This window comes from Chamaesiphon polymorphus CCALA 037 (assembly GCF_003003845.1).
GTDB classification, from domain to species: domain Bacteria; phylum Cyanobacteriota; class Cyanobacteriia; order Cyanobacteriales; family Chamaesiphonaceae; genus Chamaesiphon; species Chamaesiphon polymorphus.
The window spans coordinates 1-12,713 of the sequence record NZ_PVWO01000128.1; the positions used below are offsets into that span (position 1 = coordinate 1).

Genomic DNA, 12,713 nt, shown 5'->3' on the forward strand with positions numbered 1-12,713 from the left:
AAATAAAGATTTACCCATTACCCATTACCCATTACCCATTACCCATTACCCATCCACTCATCTACTCATCCACTCATCTACTCATCCACCCATCCACCCCCTAGATGAAGCCTTGCATTCTGCTGACAACCGAGGGTACCTATCCATTTTTGGGTGGGGGTGTGAGTACTTGGTGTCATGAATTAACCCACAATATGCCAGAAGTAGATTTCAAGCTGCTGGCGATCGTCGCAAATCCTTATCTACCGCAGCAATATCAACTCTCAGCCAATGTCACTCAAGTCCTCAAGGTGCCGCTGTGGGGGATGGAAGACCCGATCGAATATGGGTGGCGATTTCCATTTTCTCGTGCCTTAAAGAGCAAAATTGCCACCACTGGGACGATAATTAACCAAAGATTTATCCCTCTATTCGAGCAACTTTTAAAGGGAATTTTGTTGCCAGATTTGATGGATATCGATACGCTCGGTCAGACGTTTGTCGCAATTCATAAATATTTTCTGCGCTATGACTATCATAAAACAATGACGTCGATCGAGGTGTGGGAATGTTTTCAAAAACTAGTTGCCACAGCTTGGCAATCGCAAGTTAAACCCGATCTCATTACACTTGGGGAGATTGCCGAAACGCTCAAGCTGCTTTATCGGTTACTAATCCCCTTGCACGTTCCAATTCCCGCCGTCGATTTAATTCACTCTTCAGCAGCTAGCTACTGTGGTTTACCAGGCATAATTGGCAAGCTTGAATATCGGATTCCCTATCTACTCACCGAACACGGTATTAATATTCGCGAGCAATATCTCAATCTCCGCACTTCGATTCCATCTGTTTTCGTGCGTCGCTTTTTGCATTATCTCGCCAGTGCTGTAGTGAAATTAAACTATCATTTCGCGGATCTTATCTTGCCAGTCTGTACCTATAACACCCGCTGGGAGCAGTGGTGGGATGTACCTCCCGAGAAAATAAAAGTTGTTTATAATGGTGCCGATCCAGATAAATTTACACCTCAAAACTATCCACCCAACGATCGACCCGTCGTCTTGAATATGGGACTGATTTTCGCGCTTAAAGGACAACTAACTTTAATTGAAGCTGCGGCAATTGTCCGCGAGACATTTCCCGATGTCGAATTTAGGCTTTATGGTAAACCCACAGACTTAGATTACTTCGCTCGCTGTCAGCAAAAAGTTCGAGAATATGGATTAGAAAAAATTGTTAATTTTGCTGGTTTTACCAGCGAACCATGGCGGGTTTATAGCGAGGCTGATGTTGTGGCAATGTCTAGTGTTTCTGAAGGCTTTCCATATGCAGTTATTGAGGCAATGTTTTGCGCCTGCGCGATCGTTTCTACCGATGTCGGTGGCGTTCCCGAAGCCTTGGAAGATACTGGCTTATTAGTACCAGCCGATCGACCGATCGAGTTGGCTAATGCGATTGTCAAGTTGCTGAGTTTAACGCATCAGCAGCGAAAACAAATGGGTGTAAAATCTCGACAGCGAGCGATCGAATTATTTACCCGATCGAAATGCGTGCAAACATACCTCGATACCTATCTGCAATTAATTCGCCAATCTCGCATCCGAGAATTGAAGCTGAATAGTAAATTATGACCAGCCATCGTCTCCAAAACTTGATTAATTCAATTTACACTAATTATCCTAATGTTTGCGATCCTTGGGAAATAGTCGCGATCGTCGAAGCTTTGGGATATACAGATAAAACGATAGAAAGTGATTTTGGCTGTCCTAATGCTCTCGTTCTCGGTCAATTTATCTATGCCCAGCGAGATCAATTTCCTTTTGTTGAAATAGCCACTCAAACTGAGAAAATTCAACCCACACTTAAAGATGAGCTAAATATATTTTTCACTCAATTCTTTCACAGCTTTATCTATACAGTTCCCTTTGTCATTTTATTGATACTAAACTATTTGCCAGTAGATAAGCAATCTGACTTTTTACCGCCAGAACTCAATTCATTGTTTGGATTTGTGACGATGGCTAGCCTAATTACCAGCGGCGGTTTCGTACAGATGATTAGCCGTAGAGGTTTATTTTACATCGGACTCAAAGCTCGCGTACAAGCTAACCGGATCTGTACTTCGATTCTATCGATGGGAATTTTTACAACTATTTTACTTGGCTCGTTTGGAGTGCTGTTTAGCTTTTACCAGGGGATTGCTGCCGATCGATATACGATCGTTGCGGGAATTTATTACCTAATTCTCAGTACGATTTGGATGCTATTTGCGATTATTGGACTCCAAAATCGATTTGCAGCACCAATTATTTTAATTGGCGTTACTTGTTGCTTTTTTGTATTTCGATTTTTCTTTAAGTTAAGTGCGCTAGAATCGCAAATAGCAATGATATCGATCGCGTTTGTCTCTTTAACCGTATTATTTGTATATAACCAGATCGAGTATCGATCGATGAAACCAAAGTTTGGGCAAACAGTTCAATTACCACGATTGAGTGTTCTTATTTATTTATTGATTCCCTACTTTTTCTATGGAATTGTTTATTTTGGATTTATCTTCGCCGATCGATTGGTAGCTAATATTGCTGTTGCTGGCCATTTTAGATCGATCGCAGGCAACAATCTAGAGTACCAAAATAGTATGGATTTAGCATTACTCAATCTACTACTCATAGTTCCCTTTGTAGAGTATTGTAGCTATAAAATGGTTGTATTTTGGTACGATCGAGCTAAAAATATGACTTTGATACAGGTCGATAGTTTATCCTGGCAATTACAAAAAAAGTATTGGTCTCTATTAAGCCATGTTTTATTATACTTTGGCTTGTTAATGTCGATAGTGATTATATTACTGTCGATTTTGCAGCGCAGTCAAATAGATAATGCTTTAACAATTTTTGCCTGTTTGGGATATTTATTATTCGCGATCGGTTTATTTAATACTGTGATTTTACTCAGTCTCGATCGACTGTATGACATTCTAGGAATATTGGCAACAGCCACAGTTATAGACTTTATTATCGGTTATTTACTTAGTAGTTTGTTCGGAGTATATCTCGCCGCGATCGGATTGGTAATCGGAGCAATTTTTTTTGCTATTACTTCCAGTAAAAAGATCCTCAATGCGATCGAGCGACCTGAGTATTGTTATTTTTATAGTGGATATTAAATTAGTGGATAGTGGATAGTGGATAGTTGAGAGAACTTGTTCTCTAAACTATTACCCATTACCCATTACCCATTACCCATCCACTCATCCACCCATCCACTCATCCACCCATCCACCCATCCACCCATCCACTTTTAACACTTTTAACTTCCGGCTTTAGACTCTCGTTCGCGTTGTTTTAAGAGATCTATGCTCCACGAGGTGCCGAGTCTGGTGGCTCCGGCGAGGATGAGTTCGACGGCTTGGGCGTGAGTGCGAATGCCGCCAGCGGCTTTGATGCCGATTTGGTTCTTGGTGAGATCCTTGAGAACGCGGACATCTTCTACCGTCACGTCTCCAGCCCAACCCGTACCCGTTTTGAGCATCCGTGCGCCTGCTTCCATACATATTTGGGCGGCAAGTTCTCGCTCTGGGGGTGTCAGCAACGACATTTCGAGGATTGCCTTTACCGCTAGTCCTGTAGATTCGCAGATTTCCCCAATTTCGCGGTGTACGTCGTCTGCTTTCCCCGCCTTCAACCAGCCGATATTAATGACAACATCCAACTCTTGGGCACCATTTTCTGCTGCTTCCTGAGCTTCATACAGCTTGGTAGCTGTCGTCGTGGCACCTGTGGGAAAACCAATGACAGTACAAATTTGCGGTTTTTTGCCATGTAATAAGCTGGTAACTTGCCGCACGTAGCAAGGATTGACGCACACAGCCGCAAATCCAAATCGATCTGCTTCTTGACACCACTGTTCTACCATAGCTGGAGTCGCCGCATTACCGAGCAAGGAATGATCGATATATGGGGTGATGTCGATGTTTTTGGATTCTTCGATTGGCATTGGGGAGTTGGGAGTTGGGAGTTGGGAGTTGGGAGTTGGGAGTTGGGAGAGAGGAAGTTAGGGGTTGGGAGAGAGGGAAGTTAGAGGTTGAGAGAAAAGCTAGATTGGAACGCAGTTCCACGATCGACTCCCAACTCCCAACTCCCAACTCCCAACTAATTTACCGGATTTGAGACAATACATACCGCAATCTGTCATAATCATCCTTGAGAATGAGGCTGACAGTGCGTCCGGCTGTGACTAACCACGATCGATCTCGCGATCGTAATTGATGAATTTCGCGAATGGTGGCAGCGGTGAGAGCTTCGACTGGCGCGCCTTGTACCTGTAATAATGTCCGCAAAAATTCCAACTGTTCGCTGAAGCGAATAATCTCTTCTTTTTCGCACTGATACACCCCCTGGTGGATTTGAGGCGGGCGGGGCGGTAAGTATTGATACATTTGCCCCTTATCGTCCTCAAAGCCGATAATCGCGGCTTTAAATTCGGTTTTGAGCATGGCAAAGATCTGAGGTTGCTCTTCGCGCAATTCGTCTAGAGACATCCCCAATGCACGGGCGCGATGGACAGAATCGATCGGGGCTGTGGTAGCATGATAAACCACCGCGAGGATTTGATTGCCCGTTTCCTCATCGGCTGCTTTGACGATACTGCCAAAAGTGGGCATAATTGCGAGCTTGAGGTCTTCTGGTTCTAGACATTGAGCCAAAAATTCGCAGGTAGATGTCTCGATTACCTCAGCGATGTGCTGGGGATTTTTGGCACCGATATTAAACTGAGGTAATGGTAAACGCACGGCTAGAGGATAGGGGCTAGATGGATATGCGGAATCTAGAGAAGCGATTGCATCGGTTTTATACTATAAATGGCGATGAGACTAGATCTTACTTTAATTATTGGCGTTGCTGATTTAAGGTATGATTTTCTGTTTTTGTATTTCTTTCCCCCGCTGTCTTGAAAAGGTGCTCTACTTGCGGCGCATCGAACGGGAGGGAACCTCCCGTTTGTGTGCGACAAGACAGGGCAAAGCCCAAGACCGCACTTTTCGCTCCCCGCTCCCCGCTCCCCGCTTCTATCTCTAGCTTTTCATACTTGAATCCAGCAACGCCTAATTATTATTTCCTACGCCAAGCATCGTTGCCCTCTACCTCGATCGAAACTATCCTTACCGGACATTCGATGTCGGGGCTGATGCGTGTCGATCGTCAGCAGCATTCGTCCAATATACTTCTTCCAAACCCACCTGAAAATCTTCTGTCATCCAAACCAAACCAGCTTGAGTGACTCTACCATCCACCATGGTAACTAACGAAAAGTTACGGACGGTACGTTCGATCGTCGAGAGAATGCGCGGACAACGTGCTGCATTGAGATAAACCGTATCGGGGCGAACGACAATCGGCTGGCGCAGGCGTTCTTTGGTGTGTCTGAGCTTGTGGTGCATATGCCCGAATGTCACCAGCGGAATCGATTTACCTTGCTCCTGGAGGCGCGCGATGGCAGCGGCTAAATCTGGATCGCCATAATCGCCACCGATAGGTTCGCCCCAATCTTTACCGCAGATCGATTCCGGATCTTCGCCTAGTCCAGTCGGCCCGTTGTGACCGATGATAATCAAATGTTCGCAAGTCGCATTCATCCCCATCTCGACAATCCGCTGGGTCGATGCCTCAAAACTAGCAATGCCATATCTGTCTTGATAAAAATCGCTATATTTCCATTCGGTACCACCCCAACTAAAGGGACGACTCCCCACCACTGAGAGATTGAATTGGGGAAAATCCAACTTGCCATAACCGACCGAACTCGCCCCCAGCAAGTCGATTTGCTGCTGCACGCGATCTTCGACCTTCGGATCGTAAGGACGTTTGCTGCGACCCCAATCGCTAGCAGTATACCAAGCATCGTGATTGCCAAAAATCGCGGCTTTAGGCAGGTCTAGAGCTGCCAACCGCCCGACTAGTTCGACGGCTTCGTTACCAAAGTCACCGACGAATAATACTAAATCTACACCTAAATGTTGAAGCGCGATCGCATCGGCTTCTTCCCATTGGTCGTGAACGTCACCAACGATCGCAATTCTAATCGGTTTGGGAGAATTCTCCAGCATGGTTATGATGAGCACTTAACTTGCGCCTTCATCATTATAGGGGCTGATGGGTGGATGGGTAGATGAGTAGATGGGTAAGATTTCAATCCCAAATCTGCCCAAAATCTACTAGGGAGCTTTGTAAGTAAAGAAGCGATTGAAGATCCCGATCGATTCGATCCGAGTATTGAAGTTGACAGATGGAACGGAGATATCGGATCGATAAATACTAAATAAGAACAAATTCTGACGAGACGTAGTTGCAGATAGCAGCGGACGAAGTTGCGGCAAATATGCGGCAACAGCCACCCGACAAGGCCCCTGAACCAGAACTCCCAATCCACCCGGATCGCGATCGCATTGGTCTCTAGCCAGATTGCCAATTTGCTCGACCGCATAGGTTTCATACGCCGCTCGATCGGGATTGGTCAATGCCAGTCCGCATAATGCAAAAATACCTAGTAATGCTATTTGCCACCGTGCCATATTCACAATCGACTCACTCACTAAAATTATTCTACAGCAGCACTAGACTAATTTACGGAAGCTATGTTATAGTGAGTTTTACGGCTATGGCATGGCGAGCGTCGCCTAGTGGTTATGGCAGAGGTTTGTGGTACCTCCACTCGCGGGTTCGAATCCCGTCGTTCGCCCTTATAAATACCACATGAAAACCTCCAAATTTGTTTGGGGGTTTTTCAATTTTCTGGCTCAATCTACAATCTGGCTGTATCGATCGATCGAGAGTCAGAAGATCCGCGTTGGAACGACTGTCCGTAGGGAATAAATCGGATTTCAATCCGGCGTCTGGCGTCATTTGCACCTCGATCGATCTTAGCGAGTTCGCCCGATGGCATGTATAGTTGACCCGCAGAATAAGCTCTAAACTTAACTTTATTCAATCCCTTGGTAGTTAAAAACTGGACGACGGCAACTGCCCTCAGCAGTCCTAAATCGGTATTAGAGCCAGCTTTTAAAGCATTAATTGGTGCGGCTCCAGTAGCGGCTGAAGTGAGTTTCCGATCTAGGTTACTAGCATTACTAACTCCCTGACTATCGGTGTGACCGATAATTTGGATAAAGTCGATATCACCTTTGGCTGTAGCTTTTTTGATTTCGGGTAAAATAGTATTCTGGATGTATTTTTGCAGTTCGGGTGTTAATTCGGCACTCCCCGATGGAAATTTGAAGTTGCCAGACTTTTCGTCGATGATAATTGGGGATGCGGATTCGAGTTTTTTAGCGATCGATATCGACTGCAATAAACTAATCAGCAATAAAAAGCTAATAATCATAAAAGCATTGGACATCAGATCGGTAAATGCTTGAAAGATATTTAATTCCTCTTCTTTGGTAGCTCTTGCCGTTCTTCTAGACATATTATTTTAGGTCGATCGTTTTGAATTAGTCCCGAAAAAATTACTGTCGCTATACTTTGTCGATACCGATATTTGATACAATTGTATCCAGTTTGTCAATTACTGCTAGTAATTTTCGCAAAGACTCTTTGTCTGTTTGAATTTTTGGCTCTAAGAGATCTATCAGCGATTGCCAGTTGGCGCGATTGATAATATTAATTTCTTGGATGGATAGGTCGGTGCTATGCAATACTTTTTGATAATTGCGATCGAATCCAGCAAGGGCGGTTTGAGTCGATTCCGAAACTTGGGCGGTATTTTGACTGAGATTGACTACTTCCGAACCAAAGCGATCGATTGTATTGACAGCTCGATCGATCGAGGCAATTGCTGGTTCTAATTTAGTAACAATCGGCTGAATATTTTGTGATGCTTGACTGAAGACTGCTGTCGAATTTGCAAACTCAGTCTGGGTATTTTGCCACTTATCGGCAGCATTAGATAGCTCGATCGCCATCGAACTATCGCGAACAATTTGAGCGGCATTAACGAAGGTATTTGCGCCCGATTGGATGCTTTCTGTTGTCTTTTCTAAACCTTGATAAACTCGATCGGCAATTTCATTTGCTTGTTGATTCCTGCTGGTAATTTCGGCGACACTAGCGGTTAAAGTTTGAGTCGAACTAGTAAATGCTGATTGGGTAACGGCGAGATTTTCGACTAAACTATTGAGATGTTTGATGATATTATTTGTCTTGACTTTATTTGCTGCTGTAGCAAAGCTTTCGATTCCAGATTGGAGCTGGGGAATGGCATCTAAAAAAGTCTGTGTTTGCGTTTCCAGTGCGGTAGCCGATTTCTGAAATATGGCAGCACCTGCACCGAGAGTTTCAGATGCTGTGGCAATTTGGCTAGTAGAAGTTTGCCAAGTTTGGTAAACTTGTTGTGCTAGTTGGGCGGCGACTTGGTTGCTAGCTCCGATGCCGACGAGGGATGTTTGGAGAGTTTGAGTGGAATTAGCAAAAGCTTGTTGATTGGTATGGAGTTCGGCTAATACTCGATCGAGATTTTGGACGATATTATTATGCTCGATTTGGTTAGCAGCTAATTTAAATGTGTCTGCACCACTTTTAAATCCATTCAGCGATTCGGCGAGAGTTTTAGTCTGAAGTTCGAGCGATGTGGCTGCTTGTTGAAAGGTGGTAGCACCTGTCGAGATCGTCCCCGCTGCATTCGAGAAATTTGTATACACATTTTCGGCAATTTTATTGATGCGGCTACACTCTTCGGCAATTTGACTGGCAGCTTTACCAAAAGATATTTCTAATGCGGCACCAACATTTTCATGAAATCTGGTAAGAAACTCTTGCTGTTGCCTTACCATGCGATCGATCGCTAGATCTAGCCTTGTATTACCTTCGATAGTTGGTTTGTAGATATTATCGAGATAATCTTCGAGTCCAGCCATCAATTTGGATTTGGCAATATTAGTATTGCAAGCAGTATTAGTTATACTTAAGAGCGAGCCAAATACTAGTCCAAATAAACTAGTCGAAAAAGCGACCCCCATATCTTGTAATGGCGATTGCAATCCTTGAACTAGCCTGCCAATATCGGGATTACTTTGACTAAAGCCAGTAACGATCGCTGAGATATTAGTTAAGTTATTAGTAATTCCGAAGAAAGTACCGATCAATCCAAACGCAATTAATAAATTAGGCAATACTTTGGTAATGCTATCTAGCCGATCGTATTCAATTTCAAACTTACCATAAGCAATTGTTTCATCCTGGTAAACACTATCGATTAAAGCGATCGTATTCACCTGTTCTAATTTTTGACTTGCCTGCTGATAGCGACTTCGCAGTCGCTTGACAATCTCCGGTTGAATGCCTTCTGCTTCACCGCTAATTAGTAAGCGGGAGATCTTCTTATTTAGTTCTTGAAGTCTTTGGTAAAGACTAATCCGTAAATAGAATACCGCGATCGCAGGTAAGATGACTGAAACTAAGATGGCTAGTTGAGTTTCTAGTGGGATTAATGTAAATAATTGCATGTGTTATCGAGCGGGTTAATGGTAGATGTTTAGCTGAGATGGTTTTTAAAAAACACGATCGCTACAACCAGAGCGGAGTCTTTAACCAACGTCGCATACAGCCTTTTAAAGGGACTAGCAGCATTTCTTAACCACGAGGATCGATAATATCAGCATCGATTTCCCCCTGCGAAGGTTCCCGATCGTGAGTTGCTGGACGTTGAGCCTGGAGCGTTTTACTATAATTAACCGGATTGGTTTTAGCTAACTTATCCAAATAGCCCCACAACCGCTTCAAAATGCCCTCGGTAGCCGCTCGATCGATCGTCATCTCTTCGCCCCAGACAATGCCAATTTCGGGGTAGTTGGGGTGCTCCCTGGGCAGCGCGACTACATACTGAATAAAGGTTTTGAGTCGCGGTAAATAGAGATCGTGCCACTGACTGGGATCTGCTTGAATTTCAGTAATAATCTCTTTGCGACGAGCGTTGAGACTATTGGCAACGCCAACAGCTTTAGAGATTTGTTCTAAAGCTTCGCTCCACACCAAACTTAGTTGAATATAGTTTTTACTAATGCCATATTCATCCTCAATTTCATAGAGATAACAATTATCTTGTGGTGTTAATATGCCAAAAGCCAAGCACGCATAAAAAGCATCTTGCATCTCTTCCATCCGCCGTGCCTCCGGCGGAATAATTTCTGAGAATGTTTGCCGATAATCGTTATGAATTCGCGATCGATTTTGGGAGTATTCGCGATCGTAATGTTCGCGCATTCGATCGATCCCTTGGATCAACCGTAGCGGGAAAGCGGCATACTCATTGACGATGACGATCTCGCTATTATTTTGGATGGATTTAATCGTCGATTCGGAAATGCCGACATTTCTGGTTAGTAATTCTTGTAATTGTTGACTCGATCGATCGTCGGTGCGCGTGAAGGCAATTATTTCTGACTTATTACCACCATCTTCATAAAAGTGTCCGTCTCTAACTAATAATGGTAGTAAGGGTTGGGCTTCGCTAATAATTTGCCGCATTCGCCGTTCGGCATTGCCAGAAGCCAGCGGATATTTCTGGAGAAATCTCGCCATTACTGGCTGTAACGATCCGATTGCTTGAGTGCCAAAGATTTTATCGATCGTAGCTGTAATATTAGTACCTAACAATCGATCGTCTATATCTGGCGATCGAACTAGATAGCGAATCGAGCTAGCTGCTGCCTTTTCTTCATCGGTAACTTGCACCAAGAAGTATAGCAATGACTTATCGATAAAGATAAATTTATCGGTGAGGATTTGACCGCTAATATCGATAAGAATAGCCTTCTCATTTTGTTCTGGTAAGAAATCTAAATAGCAAGTATTCGCATCCTCCGGCGAGAATAATGCTTCCCCTGTGATGCCGTCGGTATTGAGACGTTCTAAATCTTCGGCACACTTTTCAAAGTTGCGTTCGACAGATGTTAATAATTGAGAGAGCGTACCAGCTTGTTGAATTAGCGATCGAATAAAGCTCGATACTTCTGTCGTAATAACTAAGGCTGATTTATGGAGTTGATAATCGAAGTTTTCCTGAATTAACTTCTTCGTATTCGTTACGATCTGAGTTGCTTCTACCTGAAAGTCTTTATTCTTCTGTTTGTTATTATCTAATACTCCTAAAAATCCTTTCTTTTCCTCAACATCTTGCAGTCGCCGCTCGGCACTTCGCCACTGATTATCGAGATCTTCGGCAGTAGCTAAACCATTTTTAGTTTGAATGTAATCTTCTAACCCACGTTGATACTCATTAATCTGCGTCAAGATCGCTTCGAGCCAACCCCGCGCACTATTGAGCGAAAATTCTGGGTGCGATGGCGTTAAAAGTTCGCCAAAGAATTGCCCGATCTCATTAACGATCGAATTGGTAAGTTGAGGTTGTGTTTTTTGAATGCGAGTCAACCATGCACCGCGAATATCATCGCTTTCTCCCGGCTGAACTTTCCGAAATTGGGCGCGAGTTTCACTGCGTAATTGTAGCAAGAGTTGCGCTCGATCGTCCGGTTTTTGTATCAGTGCAATTTCTTGTTCGATTTTTATCCCCCAAGCCTTCAGAGCTTGGGCGAATGTTTTGCCATTATCTTGCACCATCCCTTGCAACCGATACGGGAATGCACGTTCCAGATCCGAGTCACCCCACTTCGATAAAAAGCGATTTAATAATAACCCCGGATCTGGACTTTGCCCGATTCCCTTGAGCCAAAATTTTACCAACCGCTGACTGACTTTCGTCAGTGCCATTTTCCCAATCCGATCTTGAGGCGAATAGATTTTCGCCAATCCAAATGTCAGATATCGCTGAATATTCCGCCGAGGATGACTGTCTAAACGGGTAAGTTTATCCCGAAAATTATCTTTTTGGCTCTTAATTACCGAAGTCAACTCATCGCCAAAGTCGAGGAAAATTTTGTGAGCGACGATATTACAAAGCTTATTTTTATCCAGAACTCGATAATCTGTCGCCGTGCGATTGGAGAGGATATAAGTAAAATCAAACGGCGGACGATCTTCACTGATATTAGCTAGCTGCTGGGGGTCATAACAAGCTTCAAACCGGGTATTACTAGCCGCATAGTGATTTAACTCCTTGAGTGCGGCGTAGACATTGGCATTCATGCTCGGCGTATCGCCATAGAGTTCGGGACTAATTATCCAGTAGCCGACTAATTTATTCTCAATATCTCCATAAGCCTTGCGGAGCGCATACGCCACATCCAAAAACATCCCGCTACCAGTGCCGCCACAGAGCGAGCCAACTACAAAAATATTCAAACCACGCTCGACGCTAAATCCCCGCCCTAGCATCGCCTGCTCGTGACCTCTGGTGCGATTTTCAGCAGTCTCGATCGCGGCTTTAATCTGGCGATAATTATGAAAGAAAGATAGCCGCCCCACCGGACGAATCCCACCAGCACCATCTTCGATCGCCTTTACATTCCGAATCAATTGCGGTGGCAACCAGGACTTAATATGGTCGTAGGGACTTTTGCGATCGAATTCACCTTGCTGCTCCAATCCACCCAAAAGCTGGTCGATTTCCTGACTAGTCATCGTCGCAATGACACGCTCGGCGGGCGTAAATAAAATATTTTCACCCCGATAACTATTCCCCGTACTCAAACCCGAAATATCACTCGCCCCCTTATCCGCATCGATATGGACGAAACTCACCACTGGCAACGCATCTAGCCTACCATGTCGATCGATGAT

The 12,713-nt window shown here is 44.2% G+C and carries 9 protein-coding genes and 1 tRNA gene; 3 read left to right on the forward strand and 7 right to left on the reverse strand.

The genetic code is table 11. From position 1 onward, the window contains the following. The first annotated feature begins 104 nt into the window (after positions 1 to 104). Positions 105 to 1,610, forward strand: a complete 1,506-nt coding sequence (locus C7B77_RS11990) for a DUF3492 domain-containing protein (protein ID WP_106304635.1) — start codon at positions 105 to 107, stop codon at positions 1,608 to 1,610. After that, on the forward strand, positions 1,607 to 3,148 hold the full coding sequence (locus C7B77_RS11995) for a hypothetical protein (protein WP_106304638.1): 1,542 nt from the start codon (positions 1,607 to 1,609) through the stop codon (positions 3,146 to 3,148). The genes C7B77_RS11990 and C7B77_RS11995 overlap by 4 nt, the downstream gene beginning before the upstream one ends. A 143-nt stretch (positions 3,149 to 3,291) precedes the next feature. Here C7B77_RS11995 and deoC read toward each other — a convergent pair whose 3' ends face one another. The 4 genes from deoC to C7B77_RS12020 form a co-directional block, all read right to left on the reverse strand. Next, positions 3,292 to 3,978: a deoxyribose-phosphate aldolase gene (gene deoC, locus C7B77_RS12000; protein WP_106304640.1), complete on the reverse strand. Its 687-nt coding sequence runs from the start codon at positions 3,976 to 3,978 to the stop codon at positions 3,292 to 3,294. A gap of 160 nt (positions 3,979 to 4,138) precedes the next feature. Further along, on the reverse strand, positions 4,139 to 4,774 hold the full coding sequence (locus C7B77_RS12010) for an HAS-barrel domain-containing protein (protein WP_106304643.1): 636 nt from the start codon (positions 4,772 to 4,774) through the stop codon (positions 4,139 to 4,141). A 369-nt stretch (positions 4,775 to 5,143) separates the two neighbouring features. Further along, positions 5,144 to 6,088, reverse strand: a complete 945-nt coding sequence (locus C7B77_RS12015; RefSeq protein ID WP_106304646.1) for a TIGR04168 family protein — start codon at positions 6,086 to 6,088, stop codon at positions 5,144 to 5,146. A gap of 108 nt (positions 6,089 to 6,196) precedes the next feature. Then, positions 6,197 to 6,574, reverse strand: coding sequence for a DUF4359 domain-containing protein (locus C7B77_RS12020; protein ID WP_146138286.1), 378 nt, complete (start codon positions 6,572 to 6,574; stop codon positions 6,197 to 6,199). Between the two features lie 73 nt (positions 6,575 to 6,647). Here C7B77_RS12020 and C7B77_RS12025 point away from each other — a divergent pair. Then, positions 6,648 to 6,720, forward strand: a tRNA-His gene (locus C7B77_RS12025). 63 nt (positions 6,721 to 6,783) lie between these two features. Here C7B77_RS12025 and C7B77_RS12030 read toward each other — a convergent pair. The 3 genes from C7B77_RS12030 to C7B77_RS12040 all read right to left on the reverse strand — a co-directional run. Next, the gene (locus tag C7B77_RS12030) at positions 6,784 to 7,446 is read right to left on the reverse strand and encodes an OmpA/MotB family protein (protein ID WP_106304652.1); all 663 of its coding nucleotides are present in this window, start codon (positions 7,444 to 7,446) and stop codon (positions 6,784 to 6,786) included. Between the two features lie 49 nt (positions 7,447 to 7,495). Further along, positions 7,496 to 9,481 carry a YhgE/Pip domain-containing protein gene (locus C7B77_RS12035; RefSeq protein WP_106304655.1) on the reverse strand — a complete coding sequence of 662 codons (1,986 nt, stop codon included), beginning with the start codon at positions 9,479 to 9,481 and terminating at the stop codon, positions 7,496 to 7,498. A 127-nt stretch (positions 9,482 to 9,608) separates the two neighbouring features. Further along, positions 9,609 to 12,713 (reverse strand): tubulin-like doman-containing protein (locus tag C7B77_RS12040; RefSeq protein WP_181243829.1); only part of this gene is annotated, 3,105 nt, incomplete at its 5' end.

Excerpts from the sequence above, each read along its gene's own strand:
- C7B77_RS12035 (WP_106304655.1), bottom strand. The coding sequence starts at position 9,481 with ATGCAATTATTTACATTAATCCCACTAGAAACTCAACTAGCCATCTTA.
- C7B77_RS11990 (WP_106304635.1), top strand. The coding sequence starts at position 105 with ATGAAGCCTTGCATTCTGCTGACAACCGAGGGTACCTATCCATTTTTG.
- C7B77_RS12015 (WP_106304646.1), bottom strand. The coding sequence starts at position 6,088 with ATGCTGGAGAATTCTCCCAAACCGATTAGAATTGCGATCGTTGGTGAC.
- C7B77_RS12030 (WP_106304652.1), bottom strand. The coding sequence starts at position 7,446 with ATGTCTAGAAGAACGGCAAGAGCTACCAAAGAAGAGGAATTAAATATC.
- deoC (WP_106304640.1), bottom strand. The coding sequence starts at position 3,978 with ATGCCAATCGAAGAATCCAAAAACATCGACATCACCCCATATATCGAT.
- C7B77_RS11995 (WP_106304638.1), top strand. The coding sequence starts at position 1,607 with ATGACCAGCCATCGTCTCCAAAACTTGATTAATTCAATTTACACTAAT.